Here is a 24881-nt window from a genome sequence, read left to right on the forward strand (position 1 = left end):
CCGCACTCAGCCCATCGCCCAGAGATAGGCCATCACCGCGCCGCCGCCCAAGGCCGTGCGGCCGGCATGCAGCCAGCCCCAATGGCGGATCAGCGCGCGGCTGGCCGCATCCCCCACGGGCATCGCGTTCAGCCTGTGGTTGGTCGGCATGATGCCCCACAGCGTATAGGGCCAGTTCGCCAGGATCAGCGCCGCCCCCGCCAGCCAGCGTGCATCCGCATGCGCCCAGGCCGCGGCCAGGCCCAGCAGGCCCGAGATCACCGCCAGGCTCGCCTGCATGGCGAAGCCGCGCGCGTAGCTGGGCTTCCACTGCGCCAGCAGCGCCGCGTCATCCAGCAGCAGCCGCGCCGGCTGCTCGGCGATGTTGATGTAGAGGGCCGCCCCGGCAAACAGCGCGGCGCAGGCCAGCGCGAGCTGCCCGAGCATTCAGGCCACCAGGGCGGGCTTGATGGCGCGGAACCCCGCCTCGGCCGCGTCCAGCACGGCCTGGATATCGGCCTCGGTATGCGCCGCGCAGAGGAACATGTTGTGCCGCGGGTGCAGATAGGCCCCGGCCTGGAGGGTGGCCGCGCAGAAGGCCCGCCCGGCGGCGAAATCCACATCGCCCTCGAACAGCAGCAGCGGCATGGCGGGCGGCCCGGATTGCCGCAGCCCGATATGGAACCCCCGCGCTCGCTCGGCCAGCCCGTCCCGCAGCATCTGGCCGAGGCGGGCGATATGCCCCACCACATCCCGCCGCTCCAGCTCCGCCAGCGTCGCCACCGCCGCCGCCATCGCCACGGCCGAACACCAGAAGGAGCCGGTGACGAAGATCCGCGCGGCCACATCGCGCAGCGAATCGCGCCCGGTCACGGCGGCCAGCGCATGTCCGTTGGCGATGGCCTTGCTCCAGGCCGAGAGATCGGGCCGGACGCCCAAGCCTTCCCAGGACCCGCCCGGATGCAGGCGGAACCCCGCGCGCACGTCATCCACGATCAGCGCCGCCCCCTTGCGGTCGCAAATCCGCCGCGCGGCCCCAGCGAATTCCAGCGAAGGCAGCTCCTGATCCACCACATTGTCATGCCGGAAGGCGGTGATGATGATGCCGGCGAGGTCCGTGCCCGCCGCGCTGGCGGCGGCCTCCAGGCTTGCCACGTCATTGTATTCGAAGCGCAGCTGGTTCGCGCGGTCGGCACTGGTGGTGCCGAGGGGGACGGGCGTGCACCAGGGTGCGGCCCCATGATAGGAGCCGCGGGCGATCAGGATCGTGCCCCGGCCCGTCGCGGCGCGAGCGATGGTGACGCAGGCGGTGGTGGCATCCGTGCCGTTCTTCTGGAACATTGCCCAATCGGCGGCGGGGATGCGCTCCACCAGGCGTTCGGCCAGCTCCACCAGCACCGGCGCGGGGCCGTTCAGGCAATCGCCGAGATCGGCCTGGCGCCGCGCGGCGGCCTCCACCACGGGGTCCCGATGGCCGAGCACGATGGGGCCCCAGCTGCACATCAGGTCCACGAAGCGCCGCCCATCCGCGTCCCAGACATGACCGCCTTCGCCGCGCGTGAAGAATTGCGGGTAGCCCTGCGGCAGCTTGGAGGCATCCAGATGCCCCCACATGCCGCCGGGAATGACCTTCGCCGCCCGCGCGCGGAGCGCGCCATCGTGGTTGGTCGCGCGGAGCGCGTGATCGTGGTTGGTCGCGCGGAGCGCGCCATCATGGTCGGCTGCGCGCAGCCCGGCGTCCTGGCTCAAACCCTGGCACCCCAGAACATCGGATAGGCGGCGCGCGGCAGGTCCTGCACCCGGTCCCTATAGCCGGCGGGAATGGTGAATTGCCCCCACATCACGCTGGGCACGTTGCGCACGGCGATGGCCTGGATCTCGCCCGCGATGCGGCGGCGCGCCTCGGCATCCGGGGCGAGCGCGAATTCGGTGAGCAGCCTCGCCTGGTCCCGCTCGCAATCCCAGCCCGGATAATCGGCGCAGGTGTTGGAGACGTAGAAGTTGGTGAGCGGCGAAAACATGTCCGTGCCGTTCGCATAGACGGAAAACAGGTGCCAGCCCTCGCGCCGGGCGCGGCGGGCCAGCAGCGTGCCCCAATCCATCAGCTGCTCGGTCACGTTGAAGCCGGCCTGCTGCATGGACTGGATCATCACCTGCGCCGCCGTCTGGCTGATGCCGCCGGAGGTGGTCATGAAGGTCAGCGGCTGGCCGCGATAGCTGGTGGCGGCCAGCATGCGGCGTGCCTCGGCCGGGTCGAAGCTCGCTTCGGCGGCGCCCGCGCGGCTGTCGAGCGGCGCGTCGCACAGGAAGAAGGAAGGGCAGGGCGGTGCGCGGAATTGCGGCGGCACGCCGATGGCGGTCAGGATGCTCGCCTGGTCGGCGCAGCGCCACAGCACGCGGCGCACGCCAACGTCATCCATGGGTGTCGCCGCGTGGTTGATGCGGAAATTGCCCTGGAACTGATGAATGCCGCCCAGGCCCAGCATGCGCACACCGCGCGCGCGTTCGAGGCGCGGCAGCAGGTCGAAGGGCAGATACTGCATGTAGTCCACCTCGCCCGCGATCAGGGCGCTGGCACCTGTCGCCTGGTCTGGCATGACGCGCAGGTTGATGGCGTCCAGGTGCACGCGCTTGCCGCCGGCCAGGAAATCCGCGGGCTCGGAGCGGGGCACGTAATCGGCGAAGCGCTCCAGCACCATCACATTGCCGGGGCGCCAATCGGCCGCCTTGAAGCGGAAGGGGCCGCTGCCGATGATCTCGCGGATGCGCTGCTCCACTGGCACGGCAGCGAGCCGCGCGGGCAGGATGACGGGCAGCGGCGCATTTGGTTTCCCGAGAACATCCAGCACAAGCGGGAAGGGGCGCGCGAGCGTGAGGCGGAAGCTGCGCGCATCGGTCGCCACCAGCTCCGCCTTGGCGGCCCAGAGCATGCGGCCCAGGCTGTCACGCGGGGCCCAGCGCTCCAGGCTCGCGACCACATCGGTGGAGGTGACGGGCGCGCCGTCATGGAATTTCAGCCCCTCGCGCAGGCGAAAATTCCAGATCAGCCCATCGGCGCTGGCCTCATGGGCTTCCACCATCTGCGGGCGGATCATGCCCTGGCCATCCATGGCGTAGAGCGTATCGAACACATGGGTGGCGAAGGTGCGGGTGATGGCGGCGGTGGTGGCGTGCGGGTCCAGGATCACCGCCTCACTCTCGAGCACGATGTTCAGCGTGCCGGCCGCCTGAGCGCCGCCGCCGAGGAATGGCAGGGCCAGGCCCGCGAGGCTTGTTCGCCGTGTGATCGCCATCATCGCCGTCTCTCCCTGGTCGTTTCGGCACGGAGGGTATTTGCTGTCCCCATCGCGCGTCCAGCGCCGAGTGGAGGAGAGACCGAATGAGTGTTGCGGAGATGGCGCAGAAGGCGCTGCCTAGGCTGGATGGCGAGTTGCATGTGCCCGGCCTCACGGCCCCCGTGGAGGTGCGGCGGGATGGCCTTGGTGTCGCGCATATCCGCGCGGGCTCCACGGCGGATGCGTTTTTCGCGCAGGGCTTCTGCCACGCGCAGGACCGGCTGTTCCAGATGGAGCTGAACCGCCGCCGCGCCTTGGGCCGCAGCGCGGAATGGCTCGGTGCAGCGGCGTTTGGCGCCGATGCGCTGGCCCGCCGCCTGGACATCGCGGGGGTGAGCCAGCGCGACTGGGCCGCATTGGGTGCGGAGGCGCGCGCGATGAGCGAGGCCTATGCGGCGGGTGTCAACGCTTTCATCGCCAGCGACGCGCCGCTGGCCCTGGAATACCAGCTGCTGGGTACGACGCCGGAGCCCTGGGCGGGCTGGCACACCATCGCGGTGATGCGGCGCCTGGGGCTGCTGATGGGCTCCGTCTGGTTCAAGCTGTGGCGCGCGGCGGCCCTGCCCGTGGCCGGTGAGGGCGTGACCAGCCTGCGCTATGATGATGGCGGCGCCGACATGCTGCTGATGCCGCACGGCGCCGACACCCAGCGCTGGCGCGCGAGCCTCACGGACCTCGCCCCCGCCGTGGCCGCGCTGCTGGAGGATGCGGCCCCCGATGCGACGGGCGGCGGCAGCAACAACTGGGCGGTTTCGGCCGCGCGCAGCACGACGGGGCGGCCCGTGCTGGCGGGTGATCCACATCGCGTCTTCGAATTGCCGAACATGTATGCGCAAGGCCATCTGGCCTGCCCGGAATTCGATGTGATCGGGCTGACGGTGCCAGGCGTGCCGGGCTTCCCGCATTTCGCGCATAATGGCCGCGTGGCCTGGTGCGTCACCCACGGCTTCGCCGATATCCACGACGTCTATGTCGAGCGCTTCGATGCCGATGCCACGCATGCCCTGTTCCAGGATGCCTGGGAGCCGGTGCGCCGCCGGATGGAGAGCATCGCCGTGCGGGGCGAAGCCGCGCGCGAGGTGGAGGTGATCGAGACGCGCCACGGCCCCGTGATCGCGGGTGACGCGGCGCGCGGCCATGCGCTCACGCTCAAATCCGTGCAATTCGCCGAGACCGATCTCTCCTTTGATTGCCTGCCGCGCATGCTGCGCGCCGACACCGCCGAGGGCCTGTTCGAGGCCACGCGCGGCTGGGGCCTGATTGATCACAACCTGGTGGCCGCCGATACGACGCAGCGCATCGGCTGGCTGTTGCGCGCGCGCGTGCCGAAGCGGGGCCGCGAAAATGGCTGGCTGCCCATGCCCGGCTGGACCGGCCAGCATGAATGGCAGGGCTGGATCGCGCATGAGGACATGCCGGTGCTGTATGATCCCCCGGGTGGGGCCATCGTCACCGCGAATAACCGCATCGTGGCCGAGGATCACCCCGATTACCTGCTGACGGATTGCCACCCGCCCTATCGCGCCCGCCGCGTCATGGCGCTGCTGGAGCAGGCCGCGATGCGCAGCCCCGAAGGTGCGGCCGCCATCCATGGCGATGTGCAATCCCAGCCCGCCGGGGATTTCGTCGCGCGCCTGGCGGTGCTGCATTGCGAGGGCGCGGCCGAGGCGCTGCGCGCGGAAATCGCCGCCTGGGATGCGCGGATGCTGGCGGCTTCGGTCACCGCCGCGCGCTATATCGCCTTCCGCCTCGCGCTGACGCGGCGCTTCGCGGCGGTGAGTGGCTTGGGCGCGCTGGCGGGCCATCCCTATCTGGCGCCGGCCCCCGGCGTTGCGCCGCTGACGCAGCTCTGGTGGGCGCTGCCCGCCCTGCTGCGCCAGGATGATGCGAGCCTGCTGCGCGGCGGCAGCTGGGATGCGCTGTTGCGGGATGCGCTGGCGGAAGTCGCCGCCGACCTGCCGACGCAGCCCTGGGGCGAGGTGCATCGCCCACGCTTCACCCATCCGCTCTCCGCGCAATTCCCCGAGGCCGCCAGCGTGCTGGACCCGCCCGCCCTGGCACTGGGCGGCGATGGCGATACGGTGATGGCCAATGGGCTGATCGCCCCGCTGGGCCCGCGCGCGCAATATGGCGCGCTCTCGCGCTATGCCTTCGATGTGGGGGCCTGGGAGAACAGCCTGTGGTCCGTCTTTCTGGGCACCTCCGGCCATCCCGCCAGCCCGCATTACAGCGACCAGCATGCGACATGGGCCGCCGCGCAGATGACGCCGATGCGCTACGCCTGGGAGGGGATCGTGGCCGCGCGCAGCCAGCTTCTCCGACCGGGCGCTGGGGGTTAGGCTCGGCGCATGACCTATTCGCTGACCGCGCGCTGCGCCGTGACGGGGGCCTTCGGGACCATCGTCACCTCCTCCTCCATCGCTACGGCCGCGCGCTGCGCCTGGGCCGGGCCGCTGGGGGCTGTTGCCACGCAGAACCTCTCGGACCCGGCACTTGGGCCGCAGGGGTTGACGCTGCTGCGCCAGGGGCTGGGGGCGCAGGCGGTGCTGGAGACGCTGCTGAAATCCACCCGCGGGGTGGAGCACCGGCAGGTGGCGGTGGTGGACCGCATGGGCGGCATCGCCTGGTTTTCCGGCGCCAAGGCCATGCCGGAACATGCCGTGGCGGTGGGGCGCGATTGTGTCTCGATGGGCAATCTCCTCGACAATACCAGCGTGCCGGCGGCGATGGTGGAAGCCTTCACCGCCAGCGAGGGGGCACCGCTGGCCGAACGGCTGATGCAAGCCCTCGAAGCCGGGCTGGAAGCGGGCGGCGAGTTCGATGATGAGCGCGGCGGCGGCATGCTGGTGGCGGACCGCTATGACTGGCCCGTGGTGGATTTGCGCGTGGATTGGCATGAGGAGCCGGTGGCGGAATTGCGCCGGCTCTGGACGCGCTACGCGCCGCAGCAGGCGGCCTATGTGGCGCGCGCGCTGGATGCGGAGTCTGCGCCCGGGTTTTGATAGAGGAGCTTTGCCCCCCCCCTCAGCTTCAAGCACCCCCGACAAATGGTGGCGCAGAAGGCCCGCCTCCTGCCGGGGAGCGCGAGGGGCAGCGCCCCTCGCTACGCGACAAACGCCACCGGCTGCGCCCCCGCGAACCCCATCCGCACCGGCGCCCCCACCGGCCAGCGGGAGGTCGCCGTCTGGCCCGGGACGCGCAGCAGCAGCCGCCCCGCCGCGCCGCATTCCACCAACAGCTCCGCACGGTCACCCAGAAAGGCGCGGCTGACGACGGTGCCCGCGAGGCCCGGGCCTTCCTCGATCGGCTGCACATGCTCGGGCCGGATATAGAGCGAGATGGCGGCGCCGGGCTGCGCTGCGCCCAGCGTTTCGGCTGGCACGGTGAAATGCAGCCCGGCTGCCTCCACCTCTGCGCTGCTGTCATCGCGGGCCAGCAGGCGGCCGGGCAGCACCGTCGCATCGCCGATGAAGCCGGCGACGAAGGGATGGGTGGGGCGGCTGTAGATCGCCTCGGGCGTGTCCAGTTGCAGGATGCGCCCTTCCGACATCACGGCCACGCGGTCCGACATGGACATGGCCTCGCTTTGGTCATGCGTGACGAAGATGGTGGTGACGCCCAGCCGATGCTGGATTTCCTTCAGCTCCAGCTGCATCTCGGCGCGCAGGTTGCGGTCCAGCGCGGAGAAGGGCTCATCCAGCAGCAGCAGGCGCGGATGGATCACCAGCGCGCGGGCGAGTGCCACGCGCTGCTGCTGCCCGCCGGAGAGCTGCTTCGGCCGCCGGTCCGCCAGGGCTGAGAGGCGCACCAGGCCCAAAGCCTCGGCCACGCGGGTGGCTTCCTCAGCTTTCGGAACGCCGCGGGCACGCAGCCCGTAGCCGACATTGCGGGCCACATCCATGTGCGGAAACAGCGCGTAGGATTGGAACACCATCCCCAGATCGCGCTCCCAGACGGGCAGGGTGGTGACGAGCTTGCCGCCGATGAAAATCTCGCCCGCATCGGCCTCCAGGAAGCCGGCGATGAGGTTGAGCAGCGTCGTCTTGCCGCAGCCGGAGGGGCCGAGCAGCGTGATGAACTCACCGTCCCGGACCTTCAGCCAGGCCTCATGCAGGGCGGTGACGGCGCCAAAGCGCTTGGTCACGCCATCCAGGCGGAGGGCTTCAGCTCCCCCTCTTTCAGTGCTTGGCATCTTCAGTCCCGAGAATGCGGCCAAGGCCGAGGAAGCGATTGGCGATGACAAGCAGGATGGTCGTCACCAGGATGTAGAGCGCCGAGATCGCCGCCATGGATGGGTCGGCGTATTCGCGCACGTAGTTGTACATCGCGACCGGCAGGGTTTGGGTGCGCTGGGATGTCACAAACAGCGATGCGGTGAATTCGTTGAAGGAGAGGATGGCGGCAAACAGCCAGCCACCGGCGAGGCCCGGCGCGAGGGCCGGCAGCGTCACCGTCCAGATGACGCGCCCAGGCTTCGCCCCCAGCGAAAGCGCAGCCAGTTCCAGCCGCGGATCAATGTTCTTCAGGGAGACATAAAGGCTGCGCAGCACGAAGGGCAGCACGAGGACGATATGCGCGAGGATCACCACTGGCCAGCCGCGCGACTGGCCGAGCTGTGCGGCCAGGATCAACGCACCCAGCCCGATGGTGAAATGCGGGATGGCGAGCGGAGCCAGCAGCAGCGCCTCCAGCGTGGCCTTGCCGCGGAAGCTGTAGCGATCCATCGCATAGGCGGCCATGCTGCCGATGATGACGGAAAGGGTTGAGGCGATGCATGCCACGAAGACAGAATGCGCGAAGCCGGTCTGGAAATCCTCGTAATTCAGCGCGCGCTCGAACCACCGCCAGGAGAAGCTTTGCGGCGGGAAGGCGATGATGGAACGCGCATCGAAGGCCGCCATGATCGCGACGGCGGCCGGCATCAGCACGAAGGCCAGCAGCACCAGAACCAGAAGCCGAAACCCCAGGATCACGTGAGGCCGACCTTGTGCAGCGGCCGCAGCAGGAGGCGGAAGCCGGCGAGCGCCAGGGCTGTCAGCACCAGTCCCGCCACCGAGAGCGCGGCGGCGAAGGGGAAGTTGAACGAGGAAAAGCCCAGCGCGTAAACCAGGTTGGAGACCATGTTCACCCGCCCGCCGCCGATCAGCTGTGGCGTGGCAAAGGCCGAAAAGGTCCAGGCGAAGCCCGTGGTCAGCCCCGCGATGATGCCGGGCATGGAAAGCGGCAGCGTAACCGTGGCGAAGACGCGGAAGGGTTTGGCCCCCAGGGCGGCGGCCGCGCGCTCCAAATCCCGGTCAATATGCGCGATGGCGGCGGCGAGCATGATCACCACCACCGGCAGCGTCACATGCACCAGCGCCACCACGACGCCGAGCCGCGTGAACAGCAGCGGAATGGGCGCATCAATGATGCCGAGTGCCATCAGAGAGCCATTCACGAAGCCGCGATTGCCCAGCACGATGATCCAGGCATAGGTGCGGATCACCTCGCCCAGGAACAGCGGTGTCACCGAGATGATGAGGATGGCGGATTTCACGTAAGGGTTGCGTGCGCGCACCAGGGCGAGCGCCAGCGGATAGCCTGCCAGCAGCGCCAGCACGGCGGTCAGGAAACACAGCTTCACCGTGTCGTAGAAGACGCCCGCATAGAGCGGCTTCATCATCTCGCGGAAGTTCTGGAGGGAGAAGCCGCCGGGCTGCAACTCGCCGGGGATGAAGGCCAGGAAGGCGTATTGCAGCACCGCCGCCATGGCCAGCAGGAAGCCCGCCGCAACCAGTGCGGCGGGGGTGATGAACAGCTTCAGGAAGGGGCGTTTCATCCGTGCATCGCGCGCAAGGGCAAAGGTGCCGGCCCGATAGGGGCTGAGGCGGCTTCACGCATGTGAAGACGCCTCAGCGCGCGATGATGTTTTCCTGGAACCAGCGGCGCCATTCATTGGTCTTTTCGGCGCGCAGGCGGTGGTCAATCACCAGTGCCTGGGTGCGCCATTGCTCGGGCGTGGTGAACACGCCGGGCAGGGCGGCCACGGCCGGGTCCAGCACCGCATTGGTCACGGTGGGGCTGCCCTTCTTGTCCGCCGCGATGGCTGCCTGGATTTGCGGATCGAGGCAGGTGTTCACGAATTGATAGGCCAGCTCCTGCCGGCGGCTGCCGCGCATGATGGAGACGCAATCCACCCCCAGCACCGCGCCCTCACGCGGGATCGCGAGGCGCAGATTGACACCTTGCGAGGCCATGTGGTGCGCGTTCATCGAGAGGATGACCTGCACCGGCGTCTCGCCCGAGGCGATCAGCTGCTGGCTGTTCGCGTCATTGGTGTAGAAGGCGCGGAAATTGGGGCGCAGCGCGCGCAGCCGGGCCTGGCCGCGCTCCCAGGTCGCGGCATCGCCGCCTTCCAGGATGGCAGCGACCACCATGATGTGCGAGGGGTCGAAATCCGGTGCCGCCAGCTTGTTCACCAGCGCGGGGGACCAGAGATCGGCCCAGGAGCCGAAGCTCACGCCGGGCAGCAGATCAGGCCGGTAGCCGATGGTGTAGACATAGGCCCAGGTGCCGATATGCCCTGGGCTGATCTTCGCCTGCTCCACCAGATTGGCGGCGTTAGGGATCTTCGACATGTCGAGCGTCTCGTAGAGCCCGTCATTCTGATAGAGCCAGCCGATATGCGAGGTGGTGAAGTTCAGATCACTCTCGGGATTGCCGCGGGCCAGGCGCGCGCGGTTCAGCCGGTCAATCGTGCCGCCGGTCTGGAACTCGACGGTCGCACCCGTATCGGCAGTGAATTTCCGGGCGATGATGTTCTGCACCATGTCCCGCCAGGAGCCGCCCCAGACGGAGACGGAAATGCGGTTGGCCTGGGCATTGGCGATGGCAGGCGCTGCGAGCATTCCGGCGCCCAGAAGGGCACCTTGCCGGCGAGTGATCTGAACCATGGTCCGTCTCCTGTTCCGAAGCTGGTGTGGGTTAAGCAAGTGTCGTGCCGCGCTCTTGAAAAGGCGCGGCACGACCAGGTCTTCACCCGCGCTCGGGCGGGATCTCGGCGATGATATCAATCTCCATCATGTATTCCGGCTTGGCCAACCCGTTCACGATGATGCCCGTGCTGACCGGATAGACGCCCTTCAGCCAGCGCCCGATCACGCGATACACCGGCTCGCGATAGGCGCGGTCGGTGATGTAGATCACGATCTTGCACACATGGCTGAGATCGGAGCCCGCCTCCTTCAGCAGGATTTCGGCGCAGCGCATCGCGTTCTCGGCCTGGGCCGCCGCATCCCCCACGCCGACCAGCTTGCCGTCCAGGTCCATCGCGGTCTGGCCGCGCAGATAGACGGTGTCGCCGGCGCGCACCGCCATGCAGACATCGTTGTCGAGCGACTGCTCGGGATAGGCTTCCTTCGTGTTGAAGGGGCGGATGCGGGTGTGGGTCGGCATCAATGGGTCTTCCCGCCCAGCACGCGGTCCGACAGCCCCGCGCTGTTGCGCACGAAATCCAAGGGGCCCGAGAAGTCGAAGCTCTTATAGACGGCGGCCAGGTGATTGAAGTGCGGCGCCTGCGCGAATTGCACGAAAGCGAGGCGGTGGCCTGCATAATCGCTGTTCAGCAGATCGCGCGCAAAGGCGAGCAGCTTGCGGCGATCCTCCGCCCCCCATTCCTTGTTCAGCGTGTAGAATTTCTGCAGCCAGTTCCCCGCCCCGCCATTGAACTGCGCCGCATCGGGTGTCACGCAGATCTGCCCGCCGATCAATTCGCGCGCCGTGTGCATCATCACCGGCAATTGGCTGCAGGCCAGCACGCGCCCGGCATAGAGGATGGACTGGTTCGGCATCAGCAGCCCGGCCGGCGAGCGCTCGGCCGTCGCGATGGACGCAATCAGATGCGCGCGAATGCCCTCGCGGTAGCAGACCAGATCGGCCAGCTTCTCCTGCACGGCCTGCAGCTTCTCAAGCCCGGTCTGCTTCGCGTTCCACATGGCCGCACCGATCATCATGTCGGCCGTGTAGAGAACGCGCAGCACATAGGGGAAAGCGCTGTAGCGGTGCAGGGTGGCGCGCACCTGCTGGGCGGCGGCCGTGTGGCGGTAGAAAAACACATCCTCCCAGGGGATCAGCACGTCATCCAGCACCATCAACGCCTCCACCTCGTCAAAGCGCGAGGCGAGGGGGATGTCCGCCGGATTGCCCTTGGTGGCGAAGGGCGCGCGGCAGATATGCTTCACGCCCGGCGCCCCCATCTTCACGATGCAGCCGACCGCGTGGATGCTCTCCTTCTCATCGGTCCAGGCGCCGACGGTGGGCTTCAGATAGGCCTGATCCGCATAGGGCGAGGCGGTCTCGAATTTCGCGCCGCGGATGACGATGCCGGCATCGGTTTCGCGCACCACGCGGATCATCATGTCCGGGTCGCGCTGATCCACGGGCACCGAGCGGTCGCCCTTCGGGTCGGTGTTGGCGGAGACGTGGAAGATGTCCTTCTCCACCACACGGCGGATGTGGCGATCAATATTGTCGGCGAAGCGCGGATCGATCTGGGCCAGGATGTCGCGGCCATCCTGGAGGGACCACATCTCGCCCACCGTCTCGTCACCGAGGCGCGTGGCAACGCCGCCGATATCCTTCAGCAGCAGGTCCACGCTGGCCCATTTGCGGTGCCAATCCTCCTGCGTGGTGGGGGGCTGCTGGAAGACGCTGTGGCGCTCATTGTTCTCGACATAGGTCAGCGCCGCCTGGTGCTTCTCCTCATGCTGCATGTCGTACATGCGGGCCTTCACATCCACGATGGGCTTGAGGGCGGGATGCGTCGTCACATCCGCCACGCGTTCGCCATCGATCCAGACCTCGCGGCCGTCGCGCAGGCCCTCGCGGTATTGGTTGCCCGTACGGATCATGCATCGGCTCCTCGCTGCTGGGAGCAGCTTGCGGCAAAGCCATGTATCGGGGAAATATATTGTTCCGAGCTTTGGCATAGGAAAAACCGATGCAGATCGCCAGCCTCTCCCTGCGTTCGCTGCGCTACCTGGTGGCGGTGGCCGATGCGGGCTCCGTCACCGGGGCGGCGCGGCGGCTGCATGTCTCGCAGCCCTCGGTGTCCGAGGCGGTGGCGGCGCTGGAGGCGGAGCTTGGCGTCGCACTTCTGCTGCGCCACCACGCGCGCGGTGTCACGCTGACGCCCGCCGGCGCGCGGGTGGTGACGGAGGCGCGGCTGCTGCTGCGCCATGCCGAGGATTTCCTGCACGCCGCCGCCTCCCTCGGCGCTGAAGCCGCGGGCGAGGTTTCGATGGGCTGCTTCCTGACGCTCGCGCCCCGCTACCTGCCGGCGCTGCTGGCCGGGCTGGGCCGCGATGTGCCAGGCCTTTCCGTGCGCGTGGAGGAGGGCGACCACGGCGAAATCCTCGCCGCCCTGGAGGCCGGGCGCACCGAAATCGCGCTCACCTATGATTTCGACATGCCCGCCGTGCTGGATGTGACGCCCATCGCGCAGCTGGCGCCCGTGGCGGTGCTGCCGGCGCGGCATCGCCTGGCGCGGGGGGCGCGCGTGCGCCTGGCCGATCTGGTGGAGGAGCCGTATCTGCTGCTCGACCTGCCGCATTCGCGCGATTACTTCGCCGGGATTTTCCGCGCCGCCGGGCTTTCACCGCGCATCGCCTTTCGCTCGCGCAGCCAGGAATTGCTGCGCGGGCTGGTGGGTAACGGCCTGGGCTGGACCATCCAGAATGTGCAGCCCGAAAGCCCCTATGCGATGGATGGCAGCCGGATCACCTCATTGCCGCTCGATGCCGGGCTGCCGGCGGTGCGCCTCGTGCTGGCGGCGGCCCCGGGCCCGGCGAGCCGGCCGGCGGTGCGGGCGCTGGCGGGGTATATCCAGGCGGCGTTTCGCCGGGGCGGGATCTTCGACCCTCAATACCCCCGGACAGGGTCCACCTGATGCAAGGGCGCCTCGCCGCGCAGCACGCGGCGGATGCTTTCCGCCACATCCGCCGCCGCTGCCTCGGGGATGGTGATGGAGGCGAGATGCGGCGTGATCCGAATATTCTCCATCGCCCAGAAGGGATGCGCCGGGGGCAGGGGGGCGGTCTGGAACACATCCAGCGTCGCCTCCGCGATATGCCCGGAGCGCAGCGCCGAAAGCAGCGCCTCCTCATCCAGCAGCGCGCCACGCGCGACGTTGATGAGGTTGGCGCCGCGCGGCAGTTGCGCGAGCTCAGCCGCGCCGATCAGGCCGCGCGTGGCCGGGGTGAGGGGCAGCAGCAGCACCAGCGTATCCGCCTCGGCCAGGGCGGTCGCGAAGCCCGCCGCGCCATGCAGGCAGCGCACGCCCGAGATGGATTTGGCCGAGCGCGCCCAGCCCGTCACCGCATAGCCCATCGCGGCCAGCGCTGCAGCCGCAGCACCGCCCAGTTCGCCCAGCCCCAGCACGGAAACGCGATGCGCCCCCAGCGCGCGCGGGTGGATATAGCGCCATTCCCCCGCCCGCTGCGCCCGCTCGAACAGGTGGAAATCCCGCGCATAGCGCGTGACGGCATAGGTCACGTAGCTGCACATCAGCTGCACCATTCCTGGATCATTCAACCGGCTGATCGGGAGCGGCGGCAGGTCATCCCGCGCCACCAGTGCATCCACGCCCGCACCGAGATTCACCACCAGCTTGAGGTCCCGGAACCCCGCGAAATAACCAGGCGGCGGCTTCCAGGCCATGGCCGCCACCACGCCCTCGGGCGGGCCATTCAGGCGCAGCTCCAATTCCGGCAGATGGGCGCGCAAGGCCGCCTCCCAGGCCACGGGATCATCATGCTCGCTGTAGAAGGCGACGGGGATCACGTGCGGCATAGGTTCACCATGGCCTGGATCGCCAATTCATAGCCATGCGGCCCCAGCCCGCAAATGCTGCCCACCGCGGCCTTGGCCGTGTAGGTCTTGTTCCGGAAGGGCTCGCGCCGGTGGATGTTGGACATGTGCACCTCGATCACCGGGCCATCGAAGCTCAGTAGCGCATCCATGATGGCGATGGACGTGTAGGAGAGGCCCGCCGCATTGATGATCACGCCCTGGGCGTGGCCGCGCGCCTGCTGGATCCAGGTGATGATTTCGCCCTCATCCTGGCTCTGCCGGAAATCGAGTTCGACGCCGAGGGTTGCGGCCTTGCGGTGGCAGCGCGCGGCGATATCGGGGAAGGTTTCCTGCCCATAAGTGCCCGAGGGATCGAGGCCATAGAGATTGGCATTCGGCCCGTTGATAAAGAGCAGCTTCACGAAAGCTGGTTCTTCACGAAGCGCCCGCCCTGCATGATCACCGGCATATGCGCGCCCTGTTCCGTCAGCAGCGCGAGATCCGCCAGCGGGTCGCCCTGCACCACCAGGAGATCGGCCAGCGCGCCGGGGGCGACCACGCCGATGCGCCCCTCCTGCCGCAGCAGTGTCGCGGCAATGCTGGTGGCGCTGCGCAGGATTTCGGCGGCCGGCAGCACCTCGCGCCGGATCAGGAATTCCTCGGATTGGCGGCGATGCATGGGGCCGAGCAGGTCGGTGCCGAAGGCCATGGGCAGCCCGGCCTTGCGCATCCGCTCCAGCGATTCCAGCCCGGCCAGCCGCACATCATCAATCTTCGCCACACTCTCGGGGCCGAGGCCGAGCGCTGCACCCTCCTCCTTCAGCGCCTGGTAGGTGACCAGCGTCGGGCAGGCGATGGCGCCGGCGGTGGCAGCCTCGCGCGCCGTGGCCTCGGTGATCAGGTTGCAATGCTCCAGGCTCAGCACGCCACAGCGCACGGCGCGCGCGATGGCGGCATCGGTGTAGAGGTGGGCCGCCACATAGGTCTGCGCCATCTCCGCCTCCTCCACCGCCGCGCGCAATTCGCTTTCGGAGAAGCCGAAAAACGCGATGGGATCGGAGGGCGAGGCCACGCCGCCATTGGCCATCAGCTTGATGTAGTCGGCACCGCCCTTGATCTCCTCGCGACAGGCGCGGCGCACCTCATCCACGCCATCCACCAGCCGGCCGAGGGAGCCGAGCCGCGCCTCGAAGAAGCCGAAAGGGCGCGCATCCAGCCGCCCGCGAAAATCGCAATGCCCGCCCGTCTGGGACAGCGCCTTGCCGCAGATCGAAAGCCGTGAGCCCTCGATCAGCCCTTCCTCCCAGGCCATGCGCAGCCCCAGCGTGGCGCCACCCAGGTCCCGCACCGTGGTGAAGCCGCGCAGCAGCATCTCACGCATCAGCTTACCCGCGCGCATCGCCACCACCGCATCGGGCAGCAGCGCATTGGCCGCGATATTGGCGAGCGAGGCGACGACATGCACATGCGCGTCAATCAGCCCCGGCATCAGCGTGCGCCCACCCAGGTCCAGCCGCGTGGCGCTGCTGCTGATGGGGCGGTCCGACACTTCGCGGATGGTTTCGCCCTCGATCAGGACGGAACAGCCGGGGCGGGCTTCCTCGGCGAGACCGTCCCAAAGACGCGCATTTTCGAACAGGATCATCGGCGGCCCTCCATGGGTCTACTCAAGACGCTCTGGCCTGGCCTGTGAAGCCATGACGCTGGACAGCGGGCGCCGGGCCAAGCATGTTGCCGTTCTGTCATCTTGGGAGACACCACCATGCGCAAGCCATCCTGGCGCGCCGCCCTGCTCGGCGGTTTCCTCGCCTTCGCCACCCTGCCGGCGACCGCCACGACCTTCACCTGGGCCACGGCGAACGACATTCTGGGCCTCGACCCGCACGCCAACAACCATGGCGTCACCAACGCCATGAAATCCAACATGTATGAGCCGCTGGTGCGGCGTGAGGCCGATGGCTCGCTGCGCCCGGCCCTGGCCGAGCGCTGGGAAACCCCGAGCCCCACCACCTGGCGCTTCCATCTGGCGCGCGGCGTGCGCTTCCATGGCGGCCAACCCTTCACCGCGGCCGATGTGCTCTACAGCCTGGAGCGCGTGCGGCAGAACGACATGGCCTATACCGTCTCCTCCATCACGGCGGCGCGGGCGATTGACGACCACACGGTGGAATTCGACACGCGCGGGCCGAACCCGATCCTGCTGCAGGATCTCACGCTGTTCTTCATCATGAACCGTGCCTGGATCGAGGCGAATAACGGCTTCGCCGTCGCCCGCGCAGGCCAGCCGGGGGCCACCAACAGCTTCGTGCAATTGAACGCGAACGGCACCGGCCCCTTCCGCCTGGTGGAGCGCCTGGCCGATGAGCGCACCGTGCTCATCCCCAACCCCGATTACCGCGAGCGGCTGGACCACGGCATCACCCGCGCCGTCTTCCGCCCCGTTGCCAGCGCGCCCACGCGCGTGGCGGCGCTGCTGAGCCGCGAGCTGGACCTGATGTATCACGTGCCGCTGCAGGACATTCCGCGCGTGCAGAGTGCCCAGGGCATCCGCCTGATCCAGGGCCCGACGGCGCGCACCATCTACCTCGCCATGGACACCTCGCGCCCCGAGAGCCTGGAGGCGCCCGGTACGCCGAACCATATGCGCGATGTGCGCGTGCGCCGCGCCATGTACCAGGCGATTGATATGGAGACGATCCGCCGCGTCGTGCTGCGCAACTCCACTACGGCCTCCGGCTTGCCCATCGCGCCCGCGGTCGGCGGCTTCGACGCGGCTTCGAATGAGCGCTTTCCCTTCGATGTGGAGGCCGCGCGCCGGCTGCTGGCGGAGGCGGGGGCCACGAATTTCCGCGTGGCCCTGGGCTGCCCCAACAACCGCTACGTGAATGACGAGGCGATCTGCCAATCCATCGTCGCCATGCTGCAACGCGCGGGCATCCAGGCGCGGCTGGATTCCATGCCCTTCGGCCGCTTCCTCCAGCGCGGCGCCAACAAGGAATTCCAGTTCTGGCTGCTGGGCTGGACGCCGGGCAATTTCGACATCACCAATCCGGGCCGCGAATTGCTGGGTGAGGGCAGCTTCAACTGGGGCGGCTTCCAGGATGCCGAAATGGCCCGCCTGCTGGGCGAGATCGGCGTGGAAGCCAACCAGACCCGCCGCCAGGAACTGGCCCGTGCCTATTGGGCCCGCTTCCGAGAATTGGTGCCGATGATCCCGCTGCACCAGGAGCCGCAGATGTTCGGCGTGCGGGAGACGGTGGCCGATTTCTCGATGCGGGTTTCAGAGGATCTGGAACTGCGCGGCGTGCGGATGCGGCGCTGATCCTGCCCTCGACGCCCGCTTCCCGCGCATGCGACAATCCAGGGGCGGGCATGGAGAGGCGGGCATCTTGAGCAGACGGCATATCATGCGGGCGGGCCCGCTCCTGGCGCTCGCCCTTTTGGTCCTGGCGCTGAATCCCGGCGGCGCCGCCGCCCAGCCCTCGCCACCCACGCTGACGGTCGCGACGGGAGAGGCTCCGCCCTTCGTGCTGCGGCGGGGAGACGCGCTCGCGGGTTTCAGCATGGACCTCTGGAACGCCATCGCCGAGCGGATGCGGGTCACCTCGCGCTTCGTGGATCTCGGCCGCCGCAGCGATGACGCGCAGATCGAGGCGGTGCGGCGGGGCGAGGCGGATGTGGCGATTTCCGCCATCACCATGACGCCGGCGCGCGAGCAACTCGCCGATTTCACGCTGCCCTATTTCGACTCTGGCCTGCAGATCGCCGTGCGCCCGGATGGCGATGATGGCGGCTGGCCGGGCCTGAGCTTCCTGCGCGCGCTGCCCTGGTCCGCCATTGGTGACCTGGTGCTGGGCGGGGCGCTGATCCTGCTGCTGCTCGCGCATGTGCTCTGGCTGGTGGAGCGGCGCGGCAATCCGCGTTTCCAGAGGGGCTACCCGCGCGGCGTGGCCGAGGGGCTCTGGGGCGTCATCCTCATCATCGCGACCGGCGAGCATGGTGACCGGGACGAATCCCGCCTGGGCAAGCGGCTGACCATCGCGCTGATGTGGCTTTTCGGTGTGGTGCTGATCGCGCAATTCACCGCGACCGTGACCTCGTCGCTCACGGTCCAGCAGATGCAATCCGCCATCCGCGGACCCGAGGATTTGCCGGGCAAGTCCATCATCACAGCGCCGGGCGGCACGGCCGAGGCCTGGCTGCGGGAGCGCGGGCTGCCCTACCGGGTCATCACCAGCGCCGAGGAGGCGCTGCGGCTGCTGCGCGCTGGGCAGGCCCAGGCGATCGTCTATGAGGCACCCACCCTGCGCTACTGGGCGCGCGTCTTCGGGCCAAGCGAGGTGACGCTGGTCGGCCCGGTGTTCCGACCGGAGAAATACGGCATCGCCGTCGCGGCGGACAATCCGCTCCGGAAACGGATCAACACCGCCCTGCTCGAACTCTACGCCGAGGGCCGCTATGACGAAATCTACCGTCGCTGGTTCTCGGACCTGCCGTAGAAGGTGATTCGGTGCGGTAAAGGCACCGCAGGCCTGGGCGGTTTCCTCTGGAGAGGCTCAGGCTTGAGCGCGCGTTCAGCCTGGGCGGATGTCGTTCTCGCGTACCACCTGGCTCCATTTCTCCCAATCCGCCGTATAGGCGCGGGTGAAGGCGGCACGGCCGCCGCTGGTCGGCTCCGCGCCGAAGCCGCGCACGCGGGTGATCACATCAGGCTGGCGGAGAACCACCTCCACCTCCTCGGCCAGGCGGTCCATGATCGGCTCCGGCGTGCCGCGCGGGGCCAGCAAGCCGCCCCAGAAGCCCACCTCATAGCCCGGCAGCGTTTCACCGAAGGTCGGCACATCCGGATAGAGCGGCGAGCGTTCGGCGCTGGTCACGGCCAATGCCCTCAGCGTGCCCTCCTGCAATTGGGCGCGCGGCGTAAACAGCCCGTCATGCGCCAGATCCACCTCGCCGCGGATCAGCGCCGTGATGGAGGGCTGGTTGCCGGAATAGGGCACCAGCGTCGGCTCGATGCCGGTGCGGCGCGTCAGCAGCGCCATGGCCAGATGGTTCACCGCCCCCGTGCCCGGGTTGGAGATGGTGAGGCGCGGCCCACGCTCCCGGGCGAGGGCGATGAATTCGGGCACGGTGCGGGCCGGGAAATCCGGCCGGCAGACCAGCGCCAGCGGTGCCGAGGAGGCCATCACCACCGGCACCAGCGCCTGCATGGGGTCAATCGTCGTGATGCGGTTCACCAGGATGGCGATCAGCGTGGAGGGGGAGGTGAACAGGAAGGTCGTTCCATCCGGCGCCGAGCGCGCCACATGATCCGCCCCCACCACCGTGCTGGCGCCCGGCCGGTTCTCGACGACGAAGCTGCTGCCGGGAATGCGCTCAACGAGCTTGGCGGCCAAGAGGCGGGCCATGATGTCATTGGCCCCACCCGGCGCGAAGCCGACGACGAAGCGCACCGGGCGGGCGGGCCAAGCTTGCGCTCGTAAGGGGCCGGCGCTGAGCGCCAGCGTGGGGGCGGCCAGGATGATGGCGCGACGATTCATGTGGTTCCTCCCGAGATTTGGCGCGGAGACTCTCACGCGGCGAGCGGGATTGTCCATTGCGGGTTGTGCCCCTCAATCCCGATCAAACTGCAAGGCCGCGAGCCGCGCATACAACCCGCCATCCGCCACCAGCTCATCATGCGTGCCGATGGCGGTGATCCGCCCGGCTTCCATCACCACGATGCGATCCGCCCGCCGCACCGTCGCCAGCCGATGCGCCACCACCAGCGTGGTGCGCCCCTGGCTCAGCCGCGCCAGCGCCTGCTGCACCGCCTGCTCGGATTCCGCGTCCAGCGCGCTGGTGGCCTCATCCAGCAGCAGGATGGGCGGGTCGCGCAGGATGGCGCGCGCAATGGCGATGCGCTGGCGCTGCCCGCCCGAGAGCATGACGCCCCGCGCGCCGAGCGAGGACGCATAGCCCTGCGGCAGCGCCATGATGAACTCATGCGCGGCGGCGGCGCGGGCGGCTTCCTCCACCTCGGCATCGCTCGCCTCCGGGCGGCCGTAGCGGATGTTTTCGGCGGCACTCAGGCTGAAGATCACCGGGTCCTGCGGCACCAGGCCCAGCCGCCCGCGCAGATCGGCCGGGTCCAGCTCACGCAGATCCACGCCATCCAGCGTGATGCGGCCGGCGGCGGGGTCATAGAAACGCAGCAGTAATTGCAGCACGCTGGTCTTGCCCGCACCCGAGGGGCCGACCAGCGCCACTGTCTCGCCCGGCCGCACCGCCAGCGAGAAGCCGTGCAACGCCGCCGCATCGGGGCGGGTGGGGTAGCGGAAGGTCACATCCTCGAAGGCGAAGCGGCCCTGGGGTGGTTCGGGAAGTGGGGAGGGGTTGGCCGGGGCGGCGATCTCGGGCCGCGTTTGCGTCACCTCGATCAGCCGGTCCGCCGCCGCCGCCGCGCGCTGGATTTCGCCCCAGAGCTCGCTGATCGTGGCGCCGCTGCTGGCCAGCAGCACGGCGTAGAACACGAAGGCCGAGAGTTCACCGCCCGTCATCCGCCCGGCGATCACATCCTGCCCGCCCACCCAAAGGCTGAAGGTGATGGCGCCGAAGCACAGCAGGATCACGATGAGGATCAGGAAGGCGCGGCTGCCAATGCGCCGCAGCGACGCGCCGACGGAAAGCTCCACCTCCGCCGCGAAGCGCTTGCGGTCCTCGCGCTCATGCGTGAAGGCCTGGACGATGCGCAGGCCGTTCAGCGTTTCCTCGGCGGTGGCGGCCAGATCCGCCACGCGCTCCTGCGCGGTCTTGGAGAGCTTGCGTTCGCGGCGGCCGAACAGCACCAGCGGCACCACCACCAGCGGCACCACGACGACCACGATGCCCGCCAGCTTGGGGCTGGTCGCGATGAGCAGGCCGAGGGCCCCCGTGGCGGTCAGCGCCGTTCGCAGCCCCATGGAAATCGCCGAACCGATCAGCGATTGCAGCAGCGCGATATCGGCCGTCATGCGGCTCAGGATATCGCCCGTGCGCGCCGTTTCGAAATAGGTGGGGGAGAGGGTGATCACATGGTCGAACACGGCCCGCCGCAGATCGGCCGCCACACGCTCCCCCAGCCAGGAGACGAGGTAGAATCGGGTGGCCGTCGCCACACCCAGGGCCGCCACCACCGCGAACATGAACAGCGCCGCGTTGTTGAGGCTGCCCGGACTGCGGTCGCCAAAGCCCTGGTCAATCAGCCGTTGCAGCCCCTGGCCCAGCAGCAGCACGAGGCCGGCCGCCATCAGCAGGGCCGCGGCGGCACCGGCGGTGCGCCCGGCATAGGGTTTCAGATAGGGGAAAAGCAGCCGCAAGGATGCGATGTTGCGGCTTCGGGGCGTGGGTTCTTGCATGCGTCCGCAGTGTCGCACAAAGCGAGGTGGCGCGCATGAACCGGCTGTCATAGCCTCCGGCAAACGCGAAAGGGCAAGAGTTGAACGAGAATTCCCCATGGGCCCCACCATTGCGCGCGGCCGCACCGCGCGGGCTTTGCACGGATTGCGGTGTCTCCCGCATGGAAAACCCCAAGGCCTGCGGCACCGCCTGCCAATTCATCGCGCCCGACTACCCGAAGCTGGAAGCCCGCGTGCATGGCCGCGCCCGTGATCCGGCACGGCCGGATGAGCTGCATTTCGGCCCCTTCCGGCGCATGCTGCGCGCCTCGCTCAAGCTGCCGCTGCCCGGTGCGCAATGGACCGGCATCACCACGCGCCTGGCGGAAAAGCTGCTGGCGTCAGGGGCAGTGGATGCCGTGCTGACCATGGCGCCCGATCCGGAGGATCACTGGAAGCCCGTGCCCGTGCTGGTGACGAAGCCTGAGGGCATGGCCCAGGTGCGCGGCATGCGCATGGGCTATGCGCCGCTGCTGGCGCTCCTCGAACCCGCGCGCGATGCGGGCTACAGGCGCCTGGCCGTCATCGGCATTCCCTGCCAGGTGCATGCGCTGCGCGCGCTGGAAGCGGAGCTGGGGCTGGAGCGGCTCTATGTCATCGGCACGCCCTGCTCGGACAACACGACGACCGAGAGTTTTCATACCTTCCTCGACCTGTTGGATGATGACCCCGCTTCGATCACCTACCTCGAATTCCGCGCCGATTATCATGTCGAGCTGCGCTTCACCGATGGCCGCACGCGCACCATCCCTTTCCTGCAACTCCCCATCTCGAAACTCCCGCCGGATTTCTTCCCGCTGACCTGCCGGACCTGCGTGGACTACACCAACGTCCTGGCCGATATCACCGTGGGCTATATGGGCGGGCAGGGCGAGCAATGGCTGCTGGTCCGCAACGAACGCGGCGAGGAATTGCTGGGCCTGCTGGGCGATGAAATCCGCACCGAGGCGCCCGGCAGCAAGGGCAAGCGGGCAGGGGCCGTGAAGGGCTTTCTGGCCAATGTCGAGCGTGCGGCGGGCGGGCTGCCGCTGCGCCGCATGCCGGATTGGGTGCGCCCCATCGTGGGTTGGCTGATGCCGCGCATCGGCCCGCGCGGGCTGGAATTCGCCCGCACGCGCGTCGAGATGAAGGCCTGCGAAACCGTGGTGCATCTGCGGCGCGAGGAACCCGCCAGCGTGAAGAACATGGTGCCGGAGCATGTCTGGACGCTGGTGGAGCCATATGGGCTGACACCGGGGCCGGGCGAGCGGCGGTAAGTGCTGGGGAGAGCGCTGCTCTCCCCAGACCCCTCTCGCCAGGGAGCAGTGCTCCCTGGACCCGCCTTGGGTCGGGCCATTTGAGGGAGGGGGCGTCGAGGGCGCTCCATTCATCACGCGCGGCACATCCCCCCCCCTCAATTGGCCCCAGTTCCGGGGTCCACGGGGCCTTGGCCCCTGGCAGGTGGGGTTAGGGGAGGACGGCGTCCTCCCCCGCTCACGCCACCGCGTAGCGCGCCGGCGCCAGATCCTCGGCCTCGATATCCGGCGTGCGGTCGGACATCAGATCGGCCAGTACCCGGGCCGAGCCGCAGGCCATGGTCCAGCCCAGCGTGCCGTGGCCGGTGTTGAGGAACAGGTTCTCGTAGCGCGTGGGGCCGACGATGGGCGTGCCATCGGGCGTCATGGGCCGCAGCCCGGTCCAGAAGGTCGCGTGCTCGATATCGCCGCCATCGGGGAACAGGTCCCGCACGGAATGGGCCAGCGTCTCGCGCCGGGGGCCGCGCAGCTTGAGCGAGAAGCCGGCCAGCTCCGCCGTGCCGCCGACGCGGATACGGTCGCCCAGCCGCGTGATGGCGACCTTGAAGGTCTCGTCCATGACAGTGGAGACGGGGGCGGCGTCGGCATTGGTGACGGGCATGGTCAGCGAATAGCCCTTCACCGGATAGACCGGCACATGCACGGCCAGCGGCCGCAGCAGCTTGGTGGAATAGCTGCCCATGGCCACCACATAACGATCCGCGGTGAAGATGCCGTGATCCGTCTCCACGCCGGTAACGTGGCCGGCCAGGCTGTGCAGGCGCTTGATCGTCACACCCTGGCGGAACACCACGCCGGCCGCTTCGGCCATGGCGGCCAGGCGCTGGGTGAACAGATGCGCATCGCCCGTCTCATCGCCCGGCAGGCGCAGCCCGCCCACATATTTGCCGGCGACGCGGGCCAGTGCCGGCTCCGCCGCCACGCAGCCCGCCGCGTCCAGCACGTCATAGCGCACGCCGAATTGCTCCAGCACATCGGTATCGGCACCGACGGCGTCCAGCTGCTTTTGCGTGCGGAACAGCTGCAGCGTGCCCTGCATGCGCTGGTCATAGGCGATGCCGGTCTCGGCCCGCAGGTCGCGCAGCGCGTCGCGGCTGTATTCGGCGATGCGCACCATGCGCGCCTTGTTGGTGGCGTAGGCGGCCTCGGTGCAGTTCGCCAGCATGCGGGCGAGCCAGCCGTAAAGCCCGCCATTCGCATAAGGCCAGAGCACCAGGGGCCGGTGGCGCATCATCATCCATTTCAGCGCCTTCACCGGGATGCCGGGGCCGGCCCAGGGCGCCGAATAGCCGGGCGAGACCTGGCCCGCATTGGCGAAGCTGGTCTCCATGCCCGGCGCCGATTGCCGGTCCAGCACCGTCACCTCATGGCCGGCGCGGGCCAGATACCACGCGCTGGTGACGCCGATGACGCCGGAACCGAGGATGAGGATGCGCATGGAAGCCTCCGCGAGGGGGAAGGCTGGAAGATAGGGGCATGGCCCCGGCATTTTCGCGCGTTTTGCCGCAGATTATGCGAAGGCGACGAAAGCCTTGCATGATTCTGCGAAAGTATCGCAGATGATGCGCATGCACGCCCTGGATGACATTGACCTCGCCATGCTGCGCGCCCTGCGCCTCGATGCGCGGATGAGCAATGCGGCGCTGGCCGCCGCGGTCGGCCTCTCGGCCTCGGCCTGCCTGCGCCGGCTGCGGCTGCTGGAAAGCCGGGGCGTGATCCGCGGCTATACCACCGTCCTCGATGAACCGGCCGAGGCCGGGGGCGTCACCGTCATCGTTCAGATCACGCTGGAGCGGCAGACCGACCAGCACCTGAAGCGCTTCGAGGCCGCCGTGCGCCGCTGTGCGGAGGTGCGCGCCTGCTACCTGATGACCGGCATCGCCGATTACCAGCTGCGGGTCGAGGCGCGGGACGCGGCGGATTACGAAAGGATCCACAAGGAACAGCTCAGCCGGATGCCGGGCGTGGCGCGGATTCAGTCAGGTTTTGCCATCCGGGCCGTGATTCGCGGCTGAACGGCGCTTTTTTTG

22 protein-coding genes are annotated in these 24881 nt (G+C 68.6%); 7 read left to right on the plus strand and 15 right to left on the minus strand.

Annotated elements, in window-relative coordinates; translation table 11 throughout:
- Window positions 1–6: 6 nt before the first annotated feature.
- The 3 genes from LHU95_RS08185 to LHU95_RS08195 are packed head-to-tail and all read right to left on the minus strand — an operon-like array spanning window position 7 to window position 3275.
- Window positions 7–426 (minus strand): DUF1772 domain-containing protein, encoded by a 420-nt coding sequence (locus tag LHU95_RS08185; RefSeq protein WP_248710876.1) that lies wholly within the window; start codon window positions 424–426, stop codon window positions 7–9.
- Window positions 427–1728: an aminotransferase class III-fold pyridoxal phosphate-dependent enzyme gene (locus LHU95_RS08190; protein WP_248710877.1), complete on the minus strand. Its 1302-nt coding sequence runs from the start codon at window positions 1726–1728 to the stop codon at window positions 427–429.
- Window positions 1725–3275, minus strand: a complete 1551-nt coding sequence (locus LHU95_RS08195; protein ID WP_248710878.1) for an ABC transporter substrate-binding protein — start codon at window positions 3273–3275, stop codon at window positions 1725–1727. The genes LHU95_RS08190 and LHU95_RS08195 overlap by 4 nt, the downstream gene beginning before the upstream one ends.
- 83 nt (window positions 3276–3358) lie before the next feature.
- Here LHU95_RS08195 and LHU95_RS08200 point away from each other — a divergent pair, with 83 nt between their 5' ends.
- Together LHU95_RS08200 and LHU95_RS08205 are read left to right on the plus strand one after the other, a co-directional pair.
- Window positions 3359–5653 carry a penicillin acylase family protein gene (locus LHU95_RS08200; RefSeq protein ID WP_248710879.1) on the plus strand — a complete coding sequence of 765 codons (2295 nt, stop codon included), beginning with the start codon at window positions 3359–3361 and terminating at the stop codon, window positions 5651–5653.
- A gap of 9 nt (window positions 5654–5662) precedes the next feature.
- Window positions 5663–6316, plus strand: a complete 654-nt coding sequence (locus LHU95_RS08205; protein WP_248710880.1) for a DUF1028 domain-containing protein — start codon at window positions 5663–5665, stop codon at window positions 6314–6316.
- Window positions 6317–6417: 101 nt separating this feature from the next.
- Here the strand turns inward: LHU95_RS08205 and LHU95_RS08210 are convergent, their stop codons facing one another.
- The 6 genes from LHU95_RS08210 to LHU95_RS08235 form a co-directional block, all read right to left on the minus strand.
- Window positions 6418–7458 carry an ABC transporter ATP-binding protein gene (locus tag LHU95_RS08210; RefSeq protein ID WP_248710881.1) on the minus strand — a complete coding sequence of 347 codons (1041 nt, stop codon included), beginning with the start codon at window positions 7456–7458 and terminating at the stop codon, window positions 6418–6420.
- A gap of 34 nt (window positions 7459–7492) precedes the next feature.
- The gene (locus LHU95_RS08215; RefSeq protein WP_248710882.1) at window positions 7493–8287 is read right to left on the minus strand and encodes an ABC transporter permease; all 795 of its coding nucleotides are present in this window, start codon (window positions 8285–8287) and stop codon (window positions 7493–7495) included.
- Window positions 8284–9132 (minus strand): ABC transporter permease, encoded by an 849-nt coding sequence (locus LHU95_RS08220; protein WP_248710883.1) that lies wholly within the window; start codon window positions 9130–9132, stop codon window positions 8284–8286. Before LHU95_RS08220 ends, LHU95_RS08215 begins: the two co-directional genes overlap by 4 nt.
- 73 nt (window positions 9133–9205) lie before the next feature.
- Window positions 9206–10246: an ABC transporter substrate-binding protein gene (locus LHU95_RS08225; protein WP_248710884.1), complete on the minus strand. Its 1041-nt coding sequence runs from the start codon at window positions 10244–10246 to the stop codon at window positions 9206–9208.
- An 82-nt stretch (window positions 10247–10328) separates the two neighbouring features.
- Complete coding sequence (locus LHU95_RS08230; protein WP_248710885.1) at window positions 10329–10748, minus strand: RidA family protein; 420 nt, start codon at window positions 10746–10748, stop codon at window positions 10329–10331.
- The gene (locus LHU95_RS08235) at window positions 10748–12202 is read right to left on the minus strand and encodes a 4-hydroxyphenylacetate 3-hydroxylase family protein (RefSeq protein ID WP_248710886.1); all 1455 of its coding nucleotides are present in this window, start codon (window positions 12200–12202) and stop codon (window positions 10748–10750) included. Before LHU95_RS08235 ends, LHU95_RS08230 begins: the two co-directional genes overlap by 1 nt.
- Before the next feature lie 89 nt (window positions 12203–12291).
- Between LHU95_RS08235 and LHU95_RS08240 the strand changes: the two genes are divergently transcribed.
- The gene (locus LHU95_RS08240; RefSeq protein ID WP_248710887.1) at window positions 12292–13239 is read left to right on the plus strand and encodes a LysR family transcriptional regulator; all 948 of its coding nucleotides are present in this window, start codon (window positions 12292–12294) and stop codon (window positions 13237–13239) included.
- Here LHU95_RS08240 and LHU95_RS08245 read toward each other — a convergent pair.
- The 3 genes from LHU95_RS08245 to LHU95_RS08255 are packed head-to-tail and all read right to left on the minus strand — an operon-like array spanning window position 13212 to window position 15786.
- Complete coding sequence (locus LHU95_RS08245) at window positions 13212–14141, minus strand: glyoxylate/hydroxypyruvate reductase A (RefSeq protein WP_248710888.1); 930 nt, start codon at window positions 14139–14141, stop codon at window positions 13212–13214. The genes LHU95_RS08240 and LHU95_RS08245 overlap by 28 nt on opposite strands.
- Window positions 14129–14563 carry a type II 3-dehydroquinate dehydratase gene (locus tag LHU95_RS08250; RefSeq protein WP_248710889.1) on the minus strand — a complete coding sequence of 145 codons (435 nt, stop codon included), beginning with the start codon at window positions 14561–14563 and terminating at the stop codon, window positions 14129–14131. Before LHU95_RS08250 ends, LHU95_RS08245 begins: the two co-directional genes overlap by 13 nt.
- Window positions 14560–15786: an amidohydrolase family protein gene (locus LHU95_RS08255; RefSeq protein WP_248710890.1), complete on the minus strand. Its 1227-nt coding sequence runs from the start codon at window positions 15784–15786 to the stop codon at window positions 14560–14562. The genes LHU95_RS08250 and LHU95_RS08255 overlap by 4 nt, the downstream gene beginning before the upstream one ends.
- A 117-nt stretch (window positions 15787–15903) precedes the next feature.
- On the opposite strand from LHU95_RS08255, the gene LHU95_RS08260 reads away from it, so the two are divergent.
- Entirely contained in the window at window positions 15904–17463 is a 1560-nt protein-coding gene (locus tag LHU95_RS08260; RefSeq protein ID WP_248710891.1) for an ABC transporter substrate-binding protein, read from the plus strand.
- An 85-nt stretch (window positions 17464–17548) separates the two neighbouring features.
- Window positions 17549–18640, plus strand: coding sequence for a transporter substrate-binding domain-containing protein (locus LHU95_RS08265; RefSeq protein ID WP_248710892.1), 1092 nt, complete (start codon window positions 17549–17551; stop codon window positions 18638–18640).
- A 75-nt stretch (window positions 18641–18715) separates the two neighbouring features.
- Here the strand turns inward: LHU95_RS08265 and LHU95_RS08270 are convergent, their stop codons facing one another.
- On the minus strand, window positions 18716–19681 hold the full coding sequence (locus LHU95_RS08270) for a tripartite tricarboxylate transporter substrate binding protein (RefSeq protein ID WP_248710893.1): 966 nt from the start codon (window positions 19679–19681) through the stop codon (window positions 18716–18718).
- Between the two features lie 72 nt (window positions 19682–19753).
- Complete coding sequence (locus tag LHU95_RS08275; RefSeq protein ID WP_349292682.1) at window positions 19754–21478, minus strand: ABC transporter transmembrane domain-containing protein; 1725 nt, start codon at window positions 21476–21478, stop codon at window positions 19754–19756.
- Between the two features lie 200 nt (window positions 21479–21678).
- Between LHU95_RS08275 and LHU95_RS08280 the strand changes: the two genes are divergently transcribed.
- Window positions 21679–22812: a Coenzyme F420 hydrogenase/dehydrogenase, beta subunit C-terminal domain gene (locus LHU95_RS08280; RefSeq protein WP_248710895.1), complete on the plus strand. Its 1134-nt coding sequence runs from the start codon at window positions 21679–21681 to the stop codon at window positions 22810–22812.
- 217 nt (window positions 22813–23029) lie between these two features.
- On the opposite strand, the gene LHU95_RS08285 is transcribed toward LHU95_RS08280, so the two are convergent.
- On the minus strand, window positions 23030–24289 hold the full coding sequence (locus LHU95_RS08285) for a D-amino acid dehydrogenase (RefSeq protein ID WP_248710896.1): 1260 nt from the start codon (window positions 24287–24289) through the stop codon (window positions 23030–23032).
- 130 nt (window positions 24290–24419) lie between these two features.
- Between LHU95_RS08285 and LHU95_RS08290 the strand changes: the two genes are divergently transcribed.
- Complete coding sequence (locus LHU95_RS08290; protein ID WP_248711525.1) at window positions 24420–24866, plus strand: Lrp/AsnC family transcriptional regulator; 447 nt, start codon at window positions 24420–24422, stop codon at window positions 24864–24866.
- Window positions 24867–24881 lie beyond the last annotated feature (15 nt).

The organism is Sediminicoccus sp. KRV36 (assembly GCF_023243115.1).
In the GTDB taxonomy this organism is placed as follows: Bacteria; Pseudomonadota; Alphaproteobacteria; order Acetobacterales; family Acetobacteraceae; genus Roseococcus.

What these genes read in the sequence shown, in the direction of transcription:
- LHU95_RS08185 (WP_248710876.1), bottom strand. Translation starts at nt 426, where the DNA reads ATGCTCGGGCAGCTCGCGCTGGCCTGCGCCGCGCTGTTTGCCGGGGCG.
- LHU95_RS08195 (WP_248710878.1), bottom strand. Translation starts at nt 3,275, where the DNA reads ATGATGGCGATCACACGGCGAACAAGCCTCGCGGGCCTGGCCCTGCCA.
- LHU95_RS08200 (WP_248710879.1), top strand. Translation starts at nt 3,359, where the DNA reads ATGAGTGTTGCGGAGATGGCGCAGAAGGCGCTGCCTAGGCTGGATGGC.
- LHU95_RS08205 (WP_248710880.1), top strand. Translation starts at nt 5,663, where the DNA reads ATGACCTATTCGCTGACCGCGCGCTGCGCCGTGACGGGGGCCTTCGGG.
- LHU95_RS08220 (WP_248710883.1), bottom strand. Translation starts at nt 9,132, where the DNA reads ATGAAACGCCCCTTCCTGAAGCTGTTCATCACCCCCGCCGCACTGGTT.
- LHU95_RS08225 (WP_248710884.1), bottom strand. Translation starts at nt 10,246, where the DNA reads ATGGTTCAGATCACTCGCCGGCAAGGTGCCCTTCTGGGCGCCGGAATG.
- LHU95_RS08230 (WP_248710885.1), bottom strand. Translation starts at nt 10,748, where the DNA reads ATGCCGACCCACACCCGCATCCGCCCCTTCAACACGAAGGAAGCCTAT.
- LHU95_RS08235 (WP_248710886.1), bottom strand. Translation starts at nt 12,202, where the DNA reads ATGATCCGTACGGGCAACCAATACCGCGAGGGCCTGCGCGACGGCCGC.
- LHU95_RS08240 (WP_248710887.1), top strand. Translation starts at nt 12,292, where the DNA reads ATGCAGATCGCCAGCCTCTCCCTGCGTTCGCTGCGCTACCTGGTGGCG.
- LHU95_RS08245 (WP_248710888.1), bottom strand. Translation starts at nt 14,141, where the DNA reads ATGCCGCACGTGATCCCCGTCGCCTTCTACAGCGAGCATGATGATCCC.
- LHU95_RS08255 (WP_248710890.1), bottom strand. Translation starts at nt 15,786, where the DNA reads ATGATCCTGTTCGAAAATGCGCGTCTTTGGGACGGTCTCGCCGAGGAA.
- LHU95_RS08260 (WP_248710891.1), top strand. Translation starts at nt 15,904, where the DNA reads ATGCGCAAGCCATCCTGGCGCGCCGCCCTGCTCGGCGGTTTCCTCGCC.
- LHU95_RS08265 (WP_248710892.1), top strand. Translation starts at nt 17,549, where the DNA reads ATGCGGGCGGGCCCGCTCCTGGCGCTCGCCCTTTTGGTCCTGGCGCTG.
- LHU95_RS08270 (WP_248710893.1), bottom strand. Translation starts at nt 19,681, where the DNA reads ATGAATCGTCGCGCCATCATCCTGGCCGCCCCCACGCTGGCGCTCAGC.
- LHU95_RS08280 (WP_248710895.1), top strand. Translation starts at nt 21,679, where the DNA reads ATGGAAAACCCCAAGGCCTGCGGCACCGCCTGCCAATTCATCGCGCCC.
- LHU95_RS08285 (WP_248710896.1), bottom strand. Translation starts at nt 24,289, where the DNA reads ATGCGCATCCTCATCCTCGGTTCCGGCGTCATCGGCGTCACCAGCGCG.
- LHU95_RS08290 (WP_248711525.1), top strand. Translation starts at nt 24,420, where the DNA reads ATGCACGCCCTGGATGACATTGACCTCGCCATGCTGCGCGCCCTGCGC.